Source organism: Acinetobacter sp. NS-4 (assembly GCF_037402435.1).
Classification (GTDB): Bacteria; Pseudomonadota; Gammaproteobacteria; order Pseudomonadales; family Moraxellaceae; genus Acinetobacter.
Genome location: NZ_JBBEUE010000004.1, coordinates 123829 through 141656, shown reverse-complemented (window position 1 = coordinate 141656; position 17828 = coordinate 123829). Strand labels below are relative to the sequence as shown.

Genomic DNA, 17828 nt, shown 5'->3' with positions numbered 1-17828 from the left:
AAGATCAGCAGGCTTTCCAAGCCATTAAATTGCTGCATTCTGTTTGGCATACTTTTCCATTAATCTTAACCATTTTTCACGTTTTAGCCCACTTGAACCGCGAACAGCACCAATATAAGCCGTTTTGATCTTTTTTATACCGCAGAACGCTAAGGTGGTTTTTTTCAGCTGCCGAGTACTCGGTTCACCAAAATACAATTTATAAAACCAGCCCGGCTGGTCTAATGTGGTGATGATTCTGGCTGTTTTATTGAATAAATGCCCTTGGATAGGGGGTAATGGTTCAAGTTATACAAATGGTACTGCTGGCCGCAGGTGGTATAAATACAGTTACAGCTGATTCAAGCTTTGAAGTACAAATTAATCAGAATGGTAATGATGCTGTAGTTAATCCAAATAATCGTGGAGAACCACAAAAAGGTGGTGCTGCTATTAATTCTAGCAGTGGGGCTATTAATAGTGGCGGTACTGGTGCCATTGGAATTGGAGATATTGGCTGGTCTTATGGCGGCGGTGGCGGTTCAGGTGGATGATTAAAAGTTAAATTCACTAATACAACTGAAGAAGTAATTACTTTTGATTTAGTAGTTGGTGCTAAAGCTAAAGGCTGTGAAGAATGGAGGTAATTCAGGTCAAGATGGCGGCATTGGATTTGCTATTGTTTCGATGAGTTAATTGACTACCCTGCACTATCTGGCAATTCGTTAGATAATGCAGAATAACTGTAAAATATTAAGTGCAAAATAAAAACCAGATTAGTGCAAAAAAAGCCGAAAACTTACAGTATGGTGGCTTTTCACTAACTCACACTATACACACTACCATACACAGCAACAAGCTATGTGCTCATTCATACAAAGTTATATACAGGCATAAAAAAAGCCCTAAACACTGATGTTTAAGGCTTTTTAATTCATATATCGTAATGTAACAACATATAAATTTAAGAATTTGGTGGGGTGGCGTCAATTGAACTCAAATCCTAACCTATTAATTCTAAAGCTATTTTATTGAATAAAAAAAATCATTGACCCAATTTTGACCCAAATTAGATTTAGTGTATTGAATCACAAAGTAGTTTTGTTCAAATCCCAATTCAGGATTTGAAATGGTGCACCGATTATAGCATCGTTAAATTAACACACAAATGTAACGATATATCATTACATATTATCATCTCTTTTTTAATGTATCATTTATTGAGATGGATTCAGGAATTGGGTAATGTTTAAAGCTATTGATGATCTAAAGAAAAAATTAGATCTGCATCGTCCCTTTTCACCAATAACTATAAAGAATTTATCAGAAGATATTATTCTCCGCTGGACCTACCATTCAAATGCGATAGAAGGTAATAGACTAACACTGCTAGAAACTAAAGTAGTTTTAGAAGGCATCGCTGTAGGCGGTAAAACACTGAAAGATCACTTTGAAGCGATCAATCATAGAAATGCAATTTACTATGTTGAGGATATCATTCGGAAAGAGGAATCATTTTCTGAATGGCAAATTCGTAATATCCATCAACTCATTTTAAAGAATATTGACGATGATAATGCTGGACGTTATCGTCAGCAAAACGTCCTGATATCAGGTGGTAGCACTACCCCACCTGACTATACTTTGTTAAATGATAAGATGGCTCAATTGGTAGCTTGGTATAATAGTGAAGCACATAAGCTTCATCCTATTGAGCGTGCAGCTAAAGTACATGCCGATTTTATTGGTATTCATCCTTTCATTGATGGTAATGGTCGCACGTCACGTCTTTTAATGAATCTAGAATTGCTTAAAGCTGGCTATCCACTTTGTGTCATCACTATTGAAAATCGACTGGCCTACTATGAAGCCTTAGATCAGTGGATGGCTTATGGAAAAACTGAAGCATTTATCCAGTTAGTTTCTGATGCTGTCCTGGAAGGATTTAAACCGTATCAAGTTGTATTAGGTATTTAGATCAGCTTGTACGGTAGCTTGTACGGTAACTTGTACGAGATTACTCAATATATGGATCGATGCCAACCATATCCATTTAGAAAAAATAATCTAAATCACCCAATTGTTTGCAAGCTATTAAATTTAAATCTACAAATTCATTCCATGAAAGTTGTTTTTTTAGATGCTTCTGATAAAAAATATCAATTCGGCATATCTCTGGCCTAGTTTCATAAATCCTACATAACTTTGACTCAAAATCGTAGTGACGGCAAATACCATCACCACGATCAAGATATTCAGTAAGTTCGGAGAAATTTACATGACGACAACATGCACCACATTGGGTACATGGAAATGTTTTCAACTCTAAACTCATTTAACAAACTAACTCTTATTACATCTCTCTAAAATCGGCATCTATATAATTCTGCATTTTAATAATATTACTTGATGCATCACCCAATAAATTACCATCCTGATCTAGTATTGCTGTATCAATAAGAGCTTTCAATACTTGAGTAATTTTTAAGTTTTTCATCACAATGCGCTTATTTTCTAAAGTATAAATTGAATAATCAACACCTTGTGAATCAATGACATTTTTCAATAATTTTAAATTACGTCTAGCGTGCATTCTAAGAGTACTAATAACTTCTGACGCTTTTTTTGCGACATCTCGAATACCATCAGTTAGAAGAATAGCAGAATCAATATCAACCTTAAATCGTTCCGCTTCTGCTAAATTACTCAAAGCATCATTTACTTTACTTTCTGCTTTTGCCCCCATGTACCAGCCTGCAACCAGCAATGCTGGCCCTGCTGCTAACGCACCTAAAGCCAAAGTACCTCCCGCAACTCCCATCCCACCAGATGCTAATGTACCGCCACCTAACCATGCTAAGGTTGCATTTGTCGCAGCAACCCCACTCAAACTACTAATTGCCGTACCTGTACTTGCCGCTGCAAATGCCATTGTTCCATTATATGCACCAAAAGCAGCCAATGCACCACTGAGAGCGCCACCACCTGCCCCTAAACCTGAACTTACCAGAAAAGAAACCTTTTCATCCATTTCCTGTAATGCTTGCTCACTAAACTCCGATAACTTTAAATTTCCTATTTCTGCATCACCAATATCATCTTTATTTTTAATCTTTTTAAATTCTTCTAAAAAGTTATGTATATTCACTTGTACAGCTTCAACTTTAAGCTGACCTAAATCAGTTAATGTCTTTTGACAATCATCACGAGATGCCTCTAATTCAGATTCAGCACGCCTTACAATACTCTGCGCTGAACTGTTAAGATCATTTGCATCCATATTGTCTTTAATAGCCTTACCGCTTTTATAAAGCCCAACAGCCCCAAGGCCCAACCCAATAATTAAAGGAACAGCCATTCCATACACTCCTATTCGTTAATTAATTCTTTAGCTTCTTTATTTAAAGCTAAAATCTTAACAATTACATCTTCAAATTCTTCTATATATTCAGCATCTACTTTAAGATACTTACAAATTTTACTGATTATCGTTTTTTCAATATCACCAAATTTACCATAATCAAAACAACATTTTATTAACTCAAAAATAATAATTTTTTTCTCACTATTACTTATATTTTTTAAATGATCAGATTTCATAATAAATATTAAATCCAATACATTATCAAAAACTTCAGCCTTTATTTCTAATGTTGATAGTTTTTCCTTATAAATAGCCTCATAGCTAGGATCATATGTATTTTCAAGTAATTGCCCGAAAGTAGTCGGATAATTTTCTATATCACCTTTCGTTATTTCATTTAATTTTTTTTGCATGAAATACCCAAAAATACTAAATAGATAAGGGAAACAGCTCTCTTTCGCTGAACCCCTAATACTTTCCTCAAAAGTTATATGGCTATACTCAAAAATATTAGAAGAACTCCCTCCAAAATTATCTATATGAGTATATTTTTCATCAATCTTATAAACACCATCGAAATCTCGCATAATTCCATTTTCTAAAAATTTAGAGTAATTTTTTTCATTCTTTAAATAATAATAATTTTTCTCATTAATATTTTGATCAAATACACTTGCATACTTATTTAAAATTGGGAGAAGGTTATCATCTTTTAAAAATTTAATTTTATATTTATTATCACTCCAAAGATCTTCCCCTATTTCAAAAAAATCATTTGAGCTTCTTGCTACTAAAAGAATGTAAGCACATTCTAAAAATAAGGTTCTGTTATAACCATTATCAGTTAAATCATGTAAGAACATCATTTATCTCCTAAATTTTAAAAGGTTCATCGGATAGCATCATTTGATCAAACTCATCAAAACTATTAATGCTTAATTCTTTACCTAACGATTGAGCAAATTTATTAATACCAACACAAAAGTCATCAGCAGAAATATCTGGATTATCTAGAATGGCAAACATTGCTCGACTGTCTTGATCAAGTTGAGAAAGTTTTTCAGTAAAAATTTTATTAATTCTTTTTTGATAGGCATAAGATAATTCTTTTGCTGCCTTACATTTCATTTCTGTAATTACACGTTGTTCAGCAGATAGCTTCGCCTCTTTTAATACGTCAAAAAAACTTTGATAAAAGGTATTTGTCAGGGCATAACCTATCATGCCACCAATTAATCCACCCAAAACAGGTACTGGTATTGCTAGCTGTCCAATCATTGTAAACATTGATGCAGATAATGTTCCCGATACAGTTAAATGCATTTCTTGTAATAGTTCTGTGCCATCAATTTCACCGTTAGCATACCTATTAACAGATTTCCCTGTCGCCAAACACGTTGTCATTATTGTTGCTGGCAATCCTGTTGCAGATAATGATCGTAAGGTTGAAGAGGTAGATTGTTGCATATATGTCTTCGCTGCTGTTCCAACAAAAGCTGTTCCATAACCAACACCAGCAGCTACTAAAGTATCTTGTGCTACATCTATTGCAGCATCACTAAAATCTTTTTGATTAGAATAGACAGCAATCATATTACTTATAAGCGAAATGCTTCCACCAATGACGGCTCCTAATTTCGCACCTTCACTTCCAGCCTGATGACTGACCTCAGTGATATCTAGAACAGTTTCCCATTCAGGATTTAATCGATACTTAATTGCCTGATCAGTGGTCAAACCAGAATCTGTAATTTTCCCTTCAAGTTTTTTATAATTTTCAATATTTTCACGATATTTTGTAGCTAATTCGCTTTTGCCCTGCTTTTCTAAAGCCATAACTTGCTTATTAAGCTTCTCTACTTGAGTACGACAATAAGTTTTCATTTCCTTAACTTGCTCTGTTGGAACTTCTAACTTATCTACAGCCATATAGCGTGAATAGTCACTTTTTCCACTACCAGAACCAGCAGCAATTTTATCAACCAAACTTTCACTATTGGTAACAAACTTCATTTGTGATGTAATTTCTTGATCATCAAATAATTCTACAATATCAACAACATTATGATTCTTCCCATAATGCGCTAAGTCTTCACTACGATTAAAATGAGAATTACTTTTATTAATTATTGATTTGGCATTTCTACGAGAAACACTGGCAATCTCAGCAGAAAATCCAGCTTGTTGCTTAATATTTTGATTTGCATGGTCTACGTTAATTTTATAGGATTTTATATCCAGTAGGCTTCTATCAAACTCTTGTCCAGTTTGATAATCAATACCTCTTAAACCCTTTAAAAATTCTGATCCAGCAGAGCCATAACGCGAAGTCGTTTCAAACAATGCCCCTGAAATCGCAAACCCTTTCAAATCAATTGTTTTTTCTTGCATGAACACCAGATCCTAAAGTTTATATAGCTAAATAATATTTTGTATTGACTATCAAATCTATTTAAAAGAATATGGGATTGAATTTTTAAAATTATTAAAATAAATAACCTCAATCCCATTACCTTAACTTACTTCAAATCTCTTTTAAATATATATTTTACTTTTAATTAATTCATACACAATCTCAGCCCCCTTATTAGATTGTGTTAATATCATTTCATATTTTTTTTCAGAAGTTTCTAAAATAATTTTTTTATTTACCATTCCAGAAAAATTAATACTTATAATATTTGATATATCTAAATAAAAACTATCCGCACCGAAACCACCAACACAATAAATATATAAATCTGTTACAACTACACCATTATCTCCTTTACCCCAAAGTGTATCATCAAAATAACCTTCAATATCTCCTATTACAAGATTAGGCATATTCCCTATCGCAACAACCGCATTAATAAAATTTTGAACCTTTCCCCTATCTAAATCATCTTTATAATAAAATTTATATTCACTATTTGTTTTAAAGTCATTTTTTGGGTTTCTATTTACGATATTTTTTAGCTCAGATTGATGTGTTTTTTCTTCACTTAATTCTGCCACAATCCCCGAAGCATCCTTTACAAGTGATGATGTCATTGCTCCTGATCCAGCAGTAATTGATGTCGATGTTTGTGCTACTGTTTGAGTAACGTTACGTGTGTAGGCTGATACCTCCACCCCATTAACTCTTGTATAGCCTCCGACTTGCTGTGGTGTTTGTACTTGGATCTTCTGTGTAAGTAAGTTAATGTTGAATAAATTTCTTAATGCAGAAAATATAGATAATACGGACAATATAATTAATGGGATGGATAAAAATAAAATAGAATATCTGAGATAAACAACTTCAGATGAAAATTTATTTTTTTCTATACCATATGCAAAAATACCTACAGAGACCATATAAAGTGCCATTGCTAACTCGGCATCAAAAAAATCCATTTCTACAGAAAACAATATAAAATATATAACTAATGCATTAATTGCATTAGGTAATAAATTTTTAATATTTTCAAAAGATTTACTAATATTATATAAGACAAATAGTATCAATGCTATCCAACCAACAATTGGAACAGCTGCACACAATCCCATTATTAAAAAAGTTATAATTATTCCAGTTAAAATCTGCCCTGCTTGACCTGTTTTAAAAAAGAAATATACAAAATAAATTAATGATGCTAATGATAAAATTAGAACTGAAAAAAGAACCTCCCAGTCTTTAACAAAAAAATTACAATAGCCAACCCCTATTAAAAGCCAAGTACAAATAGTAACTGCCGGAGAAAATTTTAGTCTCTCCAGAAAATTTTCTTGCTTATCCATGTTCCCTCTAATAATTTAAACTTGATTTTTATTTTTTTATTTTAAAGTTTTTTTAATTAAAATCAATATTTTATATTTATTTTATTGATAATTTTTTCTAAAATAACCTAGTCTGTTGTGGTGGTAACTTGTACGACATTATCCAAAACATGGGGAAGAACAGGCCCCTTATCCGCACTTAACTTATATTCTTTATTTCAGGATCTACAACCATCTCTTGGAAACACATTAGCCCAGCAGGTTAATATTGATCCTCTATATTTTATGAGCCCTCCAATGAAGTCAGTTTTGTAGCTCCATATGGCCCATCAGTTTTAAGGTAGTAATTCTGAAGACTTGCCAACCAATCATTAACTTTTAAATTATGGAGTATTGATTCCTCAGTTTTCTGCACAAATATACCTATTTATAAAGACCATTTAGTAAAATAATTTTTTAATTTAATGATCTTAAAGGAAATAAAAAAATATTTAAAACTCTACTTTTATATTAAAACCGATTCACCATACCATCCAAGCGCTTCTTGGTTTTTTCCAAACTGGCATTACCTGAGTCATTGACTGATAAAAGTGCTCACTGTTGTTATTCTCAGCTAAGGGTATTTTACATATATATCTATTACAGAGATGGTGGCAGTTTAACTAAGCACTTAAATATCTGTATTATATTTATTTTTTTAAAAATGATTTACCCCAATTTACCCATTGTAAATAAAAGAGATCATGGCTTCAGCCATGATCTCTTTTATTACTTTTAGCTTATAAGATTTTCTGCTTTTTCCGCAACGACTTGTCCGCTAATCAAATGCTGATACAAATGCGCAACGGCATCAGTACCTTTAATCATTCGATACTCAATATCACTCATACTGGCGTATTCTTTCGCAGCTTTAGCTTTTGCTAATACGGTAGGATCTTCGTACTGATGATCGCCTTTTACCTCTACAATGACATACTGACCATTTTTCAATTGAACTAAAAAATCTGGGTAGTAGTTTCGCAGTGCATATGAATCTGGGTCGATATATTGGAAGTAGAATTCAGTTTTTGACTTATCAGTAAACATACCCGTAAAGTAAATTTTCTCTACGCCATCATCCTTTAATAGATCCCAAAACAATGCATACTCTGGATTTGAGTCAAAGGTATAAGTATCAAGATTGAAGCTTTTATCTCTCAACCCTATTTGCGTATTTGCATATAGAGCTGTTCCACCCTTACCTTCTGCAATTTCATAGAATGATAAGTCGCCAACCGCTGGAGGTATGATCAACTGAACTTCTTTCTCAATAGTTTCTTTTTCAACTTCCTGATCATAGATAGCTTTGAACAATCTTGGAATGACTACGTCATAAAGCAATTCATTAAACTCATTAATACAGTTTAGAATTTGCTTAAGGCCTTCTTTAGTATGCTCAAGCATACTTTCAATACGAATAGGACTGATATTCAGATAGCGAGATATTTCAGCTACCAGTGTTAAGGCTGAATATTCTACTTTCTCTTTTTCATTGGTTCGGTCTGTTGTCTTACTATATTGAGCTGAATTAAAGTCTCTTGCTTGCAGGTTTGTCGTTGTCACTTGAATGATCTTATAGTCTTTAGTAAGTTCATTCCAAGCATCAACGTTCGCTGGATCAAGTTCAAGAGCAGTGCCTTTTACAAACTCTTTTTCTTTTAACTTAGACCAATATTTTTTCCCATTCGGATCTATTCGTAAAGAAAGACCATTAACATCAGAAAGGCGGTACTGTTTTTCCTTCGGTGATGCTTTTTTACACAGCACATCAGTAAGCGACATATCTTTGTCCCACATAATTAAACTTATTTAGTGGGTCAAATTGTCCCAATTTTGACCCCCAGAAAGCAAAAATAGGGTCAAACAGCTTAGGATCGGGTCGGACAATACAGCCAATAAAAAAGCCCTTAAACATTGAGTTTAAAGGCTTTTTTAGATTCCGATGGATTACTTCGGAAAGAATTTTGGTGGAGGTGGCGGGAGTTGAACCCGCGTCCGCCAGCATTACGCTCGAGAATACTACATGCTTAGATATCGTCTATTGTTTTAACTCTTTGTGACCCGACGAACAGGGTACAAATCGCGATCCTCTAAGTTTAGTACAAAGCCCCGAGGCTTGGCTTTATACGGACTTGTGTGCGTGCGCTTCAGTCGGACTCTCTAACCACAAGTATTCGGAGAGGCGGACAAGCTGCCCTTAGGCAGCTAGAGCGTATGATTCGTCGTTTGCGACTAAAAAATGCAAATTTGATTTACGAGAGAAAATGCGCTCTCGACATGCATCTATGAGTTTCATCACCAGCGTCGAAGCCAGAAACACCCCCAAAGTAGATCGCAATCATAACATAAATGTTCAAACCCGCAGTGCGTTTTTTAAACATTTACACAAACAGATGCGATTAATTCAATAATTGCGCTAATATTTTATTTTTCAAGTCCTATAAAAGAAAAATTTATGAGCTATTTACTTGCACTCGATCAGGGAACCACCTCCAGCCGTGCGATTATCTTTAATGAACAAGGAAAAGTTCAGGCAACAGCTCAGCGTGAAACGCATATTTCTACTCCACATTCAGGCTGGGTTGAACAGGATGCACAGGAAATCTGGACCACACAAATTGCAGTGGTACAGCAAGCCCTCGCCTCTGCCCGCATTCTTGCCAAAGATATCAAAGCCATTGGTCTAACCAATCAGCGTGAAACAACGGTAATCTGGGATAAACGCAATGGTAAACCGCTTGCCCCGGCCATTATCTGGCAAGACCGTCGCGCAACTGAATGGTGCAACCAACTCCTGCAACAAAATTTGCAAGCGACTATCCAGCAAAAAACCGGTTTACTGATCGACCCTTATTTTAGTGCCGGTAAATTGGTCTGGTTACTGGAAAATGTAGCGGGCTTACGTGAACTTGCCCAACAGGGTCATGTGGCTTTTGGAACGGTCGATAGCTGGCTGATGTGGAATTTAACGCAAGGTGCAGAACATGTGATTGAAGCCAGCAATGCTTCACGTACCATGCTGATGAATCTGCAAACTCAGACTTGGGATGAAGAGCTTCTCGAGCGGTTTAATATCCCGCATTCGGTTTTGCCGCAAATTATTGCCTCGGATACTTATATTGCCGACACTGCCACAGGTTTGTTGGGGGCAAATATTCCGATTATGGGAATTCTGGGAGATCAGCAATCTGCCCTCTTCGGTCAATCTTGCTTTGAAGTCGGTACGGCAAAAAACACCTATGGGACTGGCTGCTTTATGTTATTTAATACCGGCCATCAAATTCAATTTAGCCAAAATAAATTACTCAGCACTCTGGCATGGCAATGCCACGATCAAACCACTTATGCACTGGAAGGTAGTGTGTTTATGGCGGGTGCGATTGTACAATGGCTACGGGATGGTCTAGGCATTATTCAAAATAGTAGCGAAGTTGAAAAACTGGCCAGACAGGTGAATGATACCGATGGTGTGGTGCTGGTGCCTGCTTTTACCGGACTTGGCGCGCCACATTGGGACAGCGATGCCCGTGCCCTGCTCTGCGGGATGTCTCGCGGAACCAATAAAGCCCATATCGCCCGTGCAGCCTTGGAATCTATTGCTGTTCAGGTTTCCGATGTTTTAACCGCGATGCAATCCGACATTAGCCATCCTTTAAAAGAACTACGTGTAGATGGTGGTGCCAGTCGCAATGATATGCTGATGCAATTTCAGGCCGATATACTTAATGTTCCGGTACTGCGTCCTAAAATGTTGGAATCTACCGCCTGGGGTGCAGCAGCCATGGCCGGGCTCAAATCAGGGGTATTTTCAAACCTGGATGAGATTGCGCAATCCTGGCAACTTGAACGAATATTTGAACCTCAGATGTCTGATGATGAAAGACAAAGCCAGCTCAATAAATGGCAAACAGCACTGAAACGTGCCAAATCAGACTTATAAAATACGCTATAAAAAACCGCTGAATGCAGCGGTTTTTTTATATCTTAGAGGATGAGCATTAATGTGCGTGACCACCGCCACCCACACCCAATTTAGGTCTTGGCGCGAGCCAGACAATCAATGCAGCAAAAACAAAGACCATCGCTAAAATTAAAAACACATGGTTGGCAGAAAGTGTTAAGGCTTCTTTATCCACCAGACTTGAGATATAGCCCAGTGCACCTTCTGAACTCATACCCCTTTGCATCAAGGTATTTTGCACTTCATCTACATGCAAGTTGGAAACCATCTCACTACGAGCAACTTTGGTGTGATCATCCCATAAAGTTACCGCAATGGATGCTCCGATTGCCCCGGCCATGGTACGCAGGAAGTTCATTAAGCCCGCAGCCGATGCCATTTCCTGCGGCTGCACTGAAGCCAATGCCATATTGGACAAAGGAATAAAGAAGAACGGCACCGCAAAGCCTTGCAAAATCTGCGGCCATGCCAGTGCCATAAAATCAGCATCGGTGGTCCAGAAAGCCCGCATTAAGGTCACTGCAGCCAAAAGACTTAAGCCAAAACTGGCTAAAATCCGCTGATCATATTTGGTTGCCATTTTTGCCACAATCGGTGACATCAGCAAACTACCAAAGCCCATGGTCGCCGTGAGATAACCTGCCCAGGTTGCGGTATAGCCCAGGTTAATCTGTACCCATTGTGGAATCAGCACAATACTGGAGAAGAATGCACCGAAGGCAAAGGCCAAAGACAGCACCGAGAAAGTAAAGCCGCGATATCTAAAAATCTGGATATTCACCACTGGATGCCGTTCGGTCAGCTCCCAAATAATAAACAGAATTAACCCGACGACAGTAATCACCGCCAGGACACAAATGAAGGTACTGTTAAACCAGTCATTTTCATGCCCAAGATCAAGCATTAACTGTAATGCACCAATCCATAAAATCAGCAAGAACAGCCCAATGGTATCAATTCTGATTTTTGAAATTAAGGTTTCCGCAGGTTTTAACAAGCGTAATGCAGCTATCGCACAGAAAATTCCCACTGGAATATTAATAAAGAAAATCCAGTGCCAGGACAGGTTATCACTAATCGTACCGCCTAAAATCGGGCCCAGAATCGGTCCGACTACAGTAGTCATCGCCCACATACCCATAGCTTGAGACTGCTTTTCCGGAGGGAAAATACGCATCAACAAGGTTTGACTGAGGGGCATGATCGGTCCACCAAACAGACCTTGTCCAATCCGGCAGAAAACCAGCATTTCCAGACTGGTGGATAATCCACACAGAATGGAAAAAACCGTAAAGCCAATCAGACTGATCACAAACAACCGCACCGCACCAAAACGCCCTGCCAGCCATCCGGTTAATGGAACACAAATCGCTTCTGCAACCGCATACGAAGTAATTACCCAAGTTCCCTGCGAACTGGAAACTGCCAGACTACCCGTGATATGCGGCACGGAAACATTGGCAATAGTCATATCCAGCACCACCATAAAGTTAGCCAAAGCCAACACAAAGGCAGCAAGGATCAGGCGTCCCCCTTTCAGGTCGCCGAATGGTACGTAATTATTATTCATAAGCCGTTACTTCGAAGCGAGGTTGATTTTCGCTTCCATCGACAAGCCTACACGTAATGGATGTTCGGCCAATTCTTTAGGATCAAGTGCAATACGTACCGGTAAACGCTGAACCACTTTAATCCAGTTACCGGTTGCATTTTGTGCAGGAATTAAAGCAAATGCAGAACCCGTTCCGCCTGAAAAGCCAACCACGGTGCCATGAAACTCAACCTTATCTCCATATAAGTCAGAAGTCAGGGTAGCTTTCTGTCCGGCTTTTACTTTTGCCAGCTGGCTTTCTTTAAAGTTGGCATCGACATACAGTTTGGATACCGGAACCACCATCATCACCACGGAACCGGGTGCTACCCGTTGCCCGACCTGTACATTGCGGCGTGTGACCACCCCATCAAACGGTGCCTTGATTTCAGTGCGTTCTAAATCAAGCAGTGCCTGTTTCAGTTTTGCCTGAGCAATCAATACATCCGGAGTTGAGGTTTCATTGCTGCCGCGAATTAGGGCTTCATTGGCTGCCAAGGTACTTTGTGCCGCTTTTTGACTGGATTGCGCCTGAGCCAATCCTGCCTTGGCCAAGTCCAGTCCCGCTTTGGCATTGTTTAAAGTGCTTTGAGCGGTACTGAGTTCTTCTTTGGAAATTGCACCCGATGCACTAAGCTGTGTACGGCGTGCCAAATCTTCCTGTGCTTTATTAAATTCTGCCTGAGCTTTGGCTACCTGGGCTTCGGCACTGTGAATACCATCATCACTGACAAAAACTTGTGAATTTAAGGCACTGCTATTGGCTTGGGTCTGCTTGTATTGGCGCTTGGCTTTCATCAGTTCCGCTTCAGCCTGTGCCACGGCAATTTCTGCATCACGATGATCCACCAGCAGTAGCACGTCATCCTTTTTAACGGCTTGAGTGTCACTGACCAGAACTTGCTCAACCTGACCACTGACCATTGAAGTGACAGAAGCGGTTTCTGCACTGACATAGGCATTATCGGTGCTTACGCTGTGGTTAAAAAACAGTGTCCAAATGGCATAGACAATGGCAATGATCACAAAAATGACTGCAACGATAGCTAATGCCTTTTTGCGTTTGGCTCTTAATGCATCGTCTGTAATTGCTTCATCTTGTTTTGATTCTGGCAGGGTATTTTCAACATCTGTCATCGATTATTCCTAAATCCATCAAACTTGGTCACTACACATCATAGATGCCGTTTTAATTGAGATGAAACGAACAGCTACGTAAGACAACGAATGTCAGGAGATGGTGTCAATGAGAAAGTCATTTTTTCTTTAAATATTGATGCACATTTTAATGACAAAAAATCATGATGCGATAATAAAAATGTAACTCATCAGTCTTTAAAAATGAATTCGGCACTGAATTTTCATTCAATGCCGAATAAATAGGGTCTTTGTACTGGTTTTAGCACCATGGCCTTAAAGCAAACTTAATAGGTATAAGATGCAATTGCAGTCGCAATCGCCTTGTTTTCATCATTGACCAAGGTCATGCGCATGGTGCAGCCTTTACGGCCTAAACGCAAAGTCTCAGCGCGGGCAGTAAATGACTGGCCACGACCGGGTGCCAGATAATCGACCCGCATATCGACCGTTGCTAAACGCGATACTTTTTTAATAGTATCGGGCAAATCGTCAGCATTGGCCTTTTTATACAGCTCTCCCATGGCCACAATACCACCCACACTGTCCAGAATGGTCGCTGCTACACCGCCATGTAAAATCTGGAAGGCTACATTGCCAATCATATAAGGCTGCATTTCGATATAGGCTTCAATCTGGCCATCTACGACTCGCATGGTCATAGCATTATGCTGAAAGAAAGGAGATTTATTAAAAGCTTTGCATAACTGGTTCAGCACCACATCAATATCAACTTTCGAGCCTAAGTGAATGTTACCGGTCCAATTTTTCTCTGCTTGCGTCATAGTCTGCCCGAATTATCTGGATTGAATAAAAAAATGAATACAGTCGCCCTAAACTCAAATTATGAGTCTACAATAGCGACTAGTTTAATACTGATCATTGAGATTGTTATGACTTATACGTTCAATCGTCCAGCATTTCCCGCTACCCGCATGCGCCGTATTCGTAAAAATGACCAATTACGTGCCATGGTTCGTGAAACCCAGCTGACGACCGATCATCTCATTTACCCAGTATTTGTACTTCCGGGGCAAAATCAAACCCAAGATATTCCAAGTATGCCAAATGTTCAGCGTCTTTCGGCTGACCTATTGGTTAAAAAAGCACAACGTTTACTGGAACTTGGGGTTTCTAAACTGGCTTTATTTCCAGTCACACCACAAGAAGATAAAAGCTTAACCGCCGAAGCGGCCTGGCATGAAGATGGCCTGGTACAAAACACGGTTCGGTTACTGAAAAAAGAATTGCCAGAAATGGTACTCATCACTGATGGCGCTTTAGACCCCTATACCACGCATGGTCAGGATGGCATCATTGATGACACCGGCTATGTGCTGAATGATGAAACTGTTGAATGCCTGATTAAACAGGCACTCAGTCATGCCGAAGTCGGTGCAGATGTGGTTGCACCGAGTGACATGATGGATGGCCGTATTGGCGCGATTCGTCAGGCTTTGGAAACTAACGGTCATATCTATACCAACATCATGGCCTACTCGGCTAAATATGCTTCCAGCTTTTACGGTCCTTTCCGTGATGCAGTCGGTTCATCGACTAACCTGAAAGGGGGCAACAAGTACAATTACCAGATGGATATTGGCAACCGTGCCGAAGCGCTGCATGAAATTGCCCTGGATATTCAGGAAGGTGCAGACATGGTGATTGTCAAACCAGGTATGCCTTATCTCGACATCGTTCGTGAAGTAAAAGACAACTTTGGTGTGCCTACTTTCGTGTATCAAGTCAGTGGTGAATATGCCATGCTGGCTGGTGCCATTCAAAATGGCTGGCTGTCCGACAGCGTGATCATTGAATCACTGATGAGCTGCCGCCGTGCCGGTGCAGACGGAATCTGGACTTATTTTGCCGAAGAAGCTGCACTTAAACTCAAAGACATGAAATAAGGATCAATGGCACAAGCGATGAAAATTGCCATCATTGGAGCAGGCATCAGTGGGCTGATGACTGCACTAGAGCTTGTGGAACAAGGATGTTCCGTGACTATTTTCGATCAACAGCAAGCCGGTAAAGCTGCCTCTTGGGCGGGAGGGGGTATCCTTTCGCCCATGTATCCCTGGCGCTATCCGCAAGCAGTCAATGAGTTGGCGCAATATGGCAAGTCGCTCTATTCTGCATGGAATGAAAAATTAAAACCGGTTTCCGGAGTTGATTTTCAAATCCATGAAACCGGGTTGCTGATTTTTGACGAAACTGATTTTGAAATGGGCTTAAATTATGCCCAGCAATTTCAGGAACCGATGCAGCAATGTGAATATCTGCAACACGAACAAATTGAACAGATTAATCCTTTTATCAATTCAAAATTCCAGCAGGCGATTTATTTTCCCCAGATTGCCAATGTCAGAAATCCGCGTTTACTGCAATCCATCACAGCCTATTTAAAACAGCATCCCCAAGTCGAATTGGTTGAACATTGCCCAATTGAGCAGTTCAATATCACCAATGGAAAGGTGCAGTCTGTACGTGCTCAAAATGGTAAGACTTATCAGGCTGACCAGTTTGTGATGAGCACCGGTGCGTGGTCTCGGCACTGGTCTGAACAACTGGAACTGGAAATTCCGGTACACCCGGTTCAGGGCCAAATGGTGTTGTTTAAAACCCCTAAAAACTGGTTGCCGACCATGTGCATGAACGATGTAATGTATCTGATTCCACGTTTAGATGGCCATGTAGTCTGTGGTTCCAGCATGGCCAATTGTGGTTTTGATACCACCCCCACCGCCGCAACCAAAGACAAGATTTTGCAAGCCTGTTTCGAGATGGTGCCTGAACTGGCCAATTTCCCGATCGAAAAACAATGGGCGGGTTTAAGACCGGGTTCCCCCACTGGTATTCCTTATATTGGCAAAATGCCAGAAATTGATAATCTCTGGGCCAACTTCGGGCATTTCCGTAATGGCTTATGTATGGGTCCCGCCTCTGCTCGATTGTTAAGACAGCTGATGCTGCAACAACCCACGCTAGTCAATCCTGAACCTTATAGTGCTACACGACTAAAATCCGAAACTGTTTTAACGGCTGACTAGAATATCCTGCAACGCACTTTTTAAAGTCGGATACTTAAACTCAAAACCGGCCTCTCGCAGGGCTTTGGACGATACATACTGTCCATTCAGCACCAACTGTGACTGTTCACCCAGCATCCATTGCAATACAAAACTGGGCAAACAAAAAAATGGTTTCCGTTTCAGCATCTGTGCAGCGGTTTTGGCAAACAGCCCTTGTGAGACTTTTTCCGGTGCGACCACATTAAAAATCTGCCCCGATGTTTCATGCAGCATCAGAAATTCAATGGCACGCAGCACATCCTGAATATGCACCCAAACCACGGGTTGCCGCCCATGGCCAATTCGCCCGACCAGATTGAATTTAATTGGCAATAACATACGTGGCAGAATTCCACCATTTCGGCCAAGAACAATGCCCAGACGAATAATCCTGGTTTGTTGCTGCGCGAAACTTAAGGCTGCATGTTCCCATAACTGACACAGTTCCGACATAAAAATCGCTTGTGGCATCGACTGTTCAGTACAGATTGTGGACCATTGTTCCGTCGGATCAATGCCGTAATAACCCACTGCAGAACCTGAAATGATCCGTTTTGGAAAAATCTGTCTTTTCTCCAGATAGCGATAAAGCTGATGCGTGGTTTCAACCCGGCTCTCAATCAGTTGTTGCTTGCGGTTGGCTGTCCAGCGTGCCTGGGCAATGCTTTCACCGGCAAAATTGATCACATAGTCGATTCGGTCGGTTTTCAGTTCTTCTAAATGCTGAATCCAGGTGAGATCGGGATGCCGTGAAATCTTATTCTTCTGGCGGGTCAGCCCAATTACCGCATAATCACGCGCCAGTAAATAAGGCAGCAAATGCGAGCCGATAAAACCGCTTCCGCCGGTAATCAAGACACATGCTTTTTGCATTTGATAAGCACTCGTGTTTTTCTTATCTATAGATCAAGCTCAGTACAAATTCAAGCGTACATCGGTTGAGCG

The 17828-nt window shown here is 39.4% G+C and carries 16 protein-coding genes and 1 other RNA gene; 5 read left to right on the top strand and 12 right to left on the bottom strand.

Going from position 1 to position 17828, the window contains the following annotated elements:
• Positions 1-24: 24 nt before the first annotated feature.
• The gene (locus WAE57_RS04820) at positions 25-198 is read right to left on the bottom strand and encodes a hypothetical protein (RefSeq protein WP_337708772.1); all 174 of its coding nucleotides are present in this window, start codon (positions 196-198) and stop codon (positions 25-27) included.
• Positions 199-278: 80 nt separating this feature from the next.
• On the opposite strand from WAE57_RS04820, the gene WAE57_RS04815 reads away from it, so the two are divergent.
• Both WAE57_RS04815 and WAE57_RS04810 read left to right on the top strand, forming a co-directional pair.
• Positions 279-533, top strand: a complete 255-nt coding sequence (locus WAE57_RS04815) for a hypothetical protein (protein WP_337708770.1) — start codon at positions 279-281, stop codon at positions 531-533.
• Between the two features lie 691 nt (positions 534-1224).
• Positions 1225-1956 carry a Fic family protein gene (locus WAE57_RS04810; protein ID WP_253146848.1) on the top strand — a complete coding sequence of 244 codons (732 nt, stop codon included), beginning with the start codon at positions 1225-1227 and terminating at the stop codon, positions 1954-1956.
• Between the two features lie 76 nt (positions 1957-2032).
• Here WAE57_RS04810 and WAE57_RS04805 read toward each other — a convergent pair whose 3' ends face one another.
• The 7 genes from WAE57_RS04805 to ssrA all read right to left on the bottom strand — a co-directional run bounded on the left by WAE57_RS04805 (position 2033) and on the right by ssrA (position 9447).
• A complete protein-coding gene (locus WAE57_RS04805) occupies positions 2033-2314 on the bottom strand; it encodes a YkgJ family cysteine cluster protein (protein WP_253146846.1) in 282 nt (93 codons plus the stop codon).
• An 18-nt stretch (positions 2315-2332) separates the two neighbouring features.
• Positions 2333-3337: a hypothetical protein gene (locus tag WAE57_RS04800; protein ID WP_337708767.1), complete on the bottom strand. Its 1005-nt coding sequence runs from the start codon at positions 3335-3337 to the stop codon at positions 2333-2335.
• Between the two features lie 11 nt (positions 3338-3348).
• Complete coding sequence (locus WAE57_RS04795) at positions 3349-4209, bottom strand: hypothetical protein (RefSeq protein WP_313564267.1); 861 nt, start codon at positions 4207-4209, stop codon at positions 3349-3351.
• Between the two features lie 7 nt (positions 4210-4216).
• A complete protein-coding gene (locus WAE57_RS04790; RefSeq protein WP_337708760.1) occupies positions 4217-5734 on the bottom strand; it encodes a hypothetical protein in 1518 nt (505 codons plus the stop codon).
• Between the two features lie 144 nt (positions 5735-5878).
• On the bottom strand, positions 5879-7105 hold the full coding sequence (locus tag WAE57_RS04785; RefSeq protein WP_253146834.1) for a hypothetical protein: 1227 nt from the start codon (positions 7103-7105) through the stop codon (positions 5879-5881).
• A gap of 753 nt (positions 7106-7858) precedes the next feature.
• Entirely contained in the window at positions 7859-8905 is a 1047-nt protein-coding gene (locus WAE57_RS04780) for an Arm DNA-binding domain-containing protein (protein ID WP_337708754.1), read from the bottom strand.
• A 183-nt stretch (positions 8906-9088) separates the two neighbouring features.
• Positions 9089-9447: a transfer-messenger RNA gene (gene ssrA / locus WAE57_RS04775) on the bottom strand.
• A 131-nt stretch (positions 9448-9578) separates the two neighbouring features.
• Between ssrA and glpK the strand changes: the two genes are divergently transcribed.
• Positions 9579-11063 (top strand): glycerol kinase GlpK, encoded by a 1485-nt coding sequence (glpK, locus tag WAE57_RS04770; RefSeq protein ID WP_337708752.1) that lies wholly within the window; start codon positions 9579-9581, stop codon positions 11061-11063.
• 58 nt (positions 11064-11121) lie between these two features.
• On the opposite strand, the gene WAE57_RS04765 is transcribed toward glpK, so the two are convergent.
• The 3 genes from WAE57_RS04765 to WAE57_RS04755 form a co-directional block, all read right to left on the bottom strand.
• A complete protein-coding gene (locus WAE57_RS04765; RefSeq protein ID WP_337708749.1) occupies positions 11122-12654 on the bottom strand; it encodes a DHA2 family efflux MFS transporter permease subunit in 1533 nt (510 codons plus the stop codon).
• Between the two features lie 6 nt (positions 12655-12660).
• Positions 12661-13812, bottom strand: a complete 1152-nt coding sequence (locus WAE57_RS04760) for an HlyD family efflux transporter periplasmic adaptor subunit (RefSeq protein WP_337708746.1) — start codon at positions 13810-13812, stop codon at positions 12661-12663.
• A gap of 287 nt (positions 13813-14099) precedes the next feature.
• On the bottom strand, positions 14100-14597 hold the full coding sequence (locus WAE57_RS04755) for a thioesterase family protein (RefSeq protein ID WP_337708744.1): 498 nt from the start codon (positions 14595-14597) through the stop codon (positions 14100-14102).
• Between the two features lie 108 nt (positions 14598-14705).
• Here WAE57_RS04755 and hemB point away from each other — a divergent pair, with 108 nt between their 5' ends.
• Together hemB and thiO are read left to right on the top strand one after the other, a co-directional pair.
• Entirely contained in the window at positions 14706-15719 is a 1014-nt protein-coding gene (gene hemB, locus WAE57_RS04750; RefSeq protein WP_337708742.1) for a porphobilinogen synthase, read from the top strand.
• Between the two features lie 18 nt (positions 15720-15737).
• Entirely contained in the window at positions 15738-16862 is a 1125-nt protein-coding gene (gene thiO / locus WAE57_RS04745; RefSeq protein ID WP_337708899.1) for a glycine oxidase ThiO, read from the top strand.
• Here the strand turns inward: thiO and WAE57_RS04740 are convergent.
• Positions 16848-17756 (bottom strand): TIGR01777 family oxidoreductase, encoded by a 909-nt coding sequence (locus WAE57_RS04740; RefSeq protein WP_337708740.1) that lies wholly within the window; start codon positions 17754-17756, stop codon positions 16848-16850. The two genes, thiO and WAE57_RS04740, sit on opposite strands and share 15 nt — an antisense overlap.
• Positions 17757-17828 lie beyond the last annotated feature (72 nt).

What these genes read in the sequence shown, in the direction of transcription:
- WAE57_RS04815 (WP_337708770.1), top strand. Translation starts at nt 279, where the DNA reads ATGGTTCAAGTTATACAAATGGTACTGCTGGCCGCAGGTGGTATAAAT.
- WAE57_RS04810 (WP_253146848.1), top strand. Translation starts at nt 1,225, where the DNA reads ATGTTTAAAGCTATTGATGATCTAAAGAAAAAATTAGATCTGCATCGT.
- WAE57_RS04805 (WP_253146846.1), bottom strand. Translation starts at nt 2,314, where the DNA reads ATGAGTTTAGAGTTGAAAACATTTCCATGTACCCAATGTGGTGCATGT.
- WAE57_RS04800 (WP_337708767.1), bottom strand. Translation starts at nt 3,337, where the DNA reads ATGGCTGTTCCTTTAATTATTGGGTTGGGCCTTGGGGCTGTTGGGCTT.
- WAE57_RS04795 (WP_313564267.1), bottom strand. Translation starts at nt 4,209, where the DNA reads ATGATGTTCTTACATGATTTAACTGATAATGGTTATAACAGAACCTTA.
- WAE57_RS04790 (WP_337708760.1), bottom strand. Translation starts at nt 5,734, where the DNA reads ATGCAAGAAAAAACAATTGATTTGAAAGGGTTTGCGATTTCAGGGGCA.
- WAE57_RS04785 (WP_253146834.1), bottom strand. Translation starts at nt 7,105, where the DNA reads ATGGATAAGCAAGAAAATTTTCTGGAGAGACTAAAATTTTCTCCGGCA.
- WAE57_RS04780 (WP_337708754.1), bottom strand. Translation starts at nt 8,905, where the DNA reads ATGTCGCTTACTGATGTGCTGTGTAAAAAAGCATCACCGAAGGAAAAA.
- glpK (WP_337708752.1), top strand. Translation starts at nt 9,579, where the DNA reads ATGAGCTATTTACTTGCACTCGATCAGGGAACCACCTCCAGCCGTGCG.
- WAE57_RS04765 (WP_337708749.1), bottom strand. Translation starts at nt 12,654, where the DNA reads ATGAATAATAATTACGTACCATTCGGCGACCTGAAAGGGGGACGCCTG.
- WAE57_RS04760 (WP_337708746.1), bottom strand. Translation starts at nt 13,812, where the DNA reads ATGACAGATGTTGAAAATACCCTGCCAGAATCAAAACAAGATGAAGCA.
- WAE57_RS04755 (WP_337708744.1), bottom strand. Translation starts at nt 14,597, where the DNA reads ATGACGCAAGCAGAGAAAAATTGGACCGGTAACATTCACTTAGGCTCG.
- hemB (WP_337708742.1), top strand. Translation starts at nt 14,706, where the DNA reads ATGACTTATACGTTCAATCGTCCAGCATTTCCCGCTACCCGCATGCGC.
- thiO (WP_337708899.1), top strand. Translation starts at nt 15,738, where the DNA reads ATGAAAATTGCCATCATTGGAGCAGGCATCAGTGGGCTGATGACTGCA.
- WAE57_RS04740 (WP_337708740.1), bottom strand. Translation starts at nt 17,756, where the DNA reads ATGCAAAAAGCATGTGTCTTGATTACCGGCGGAAGCGGTTTTATCGGC.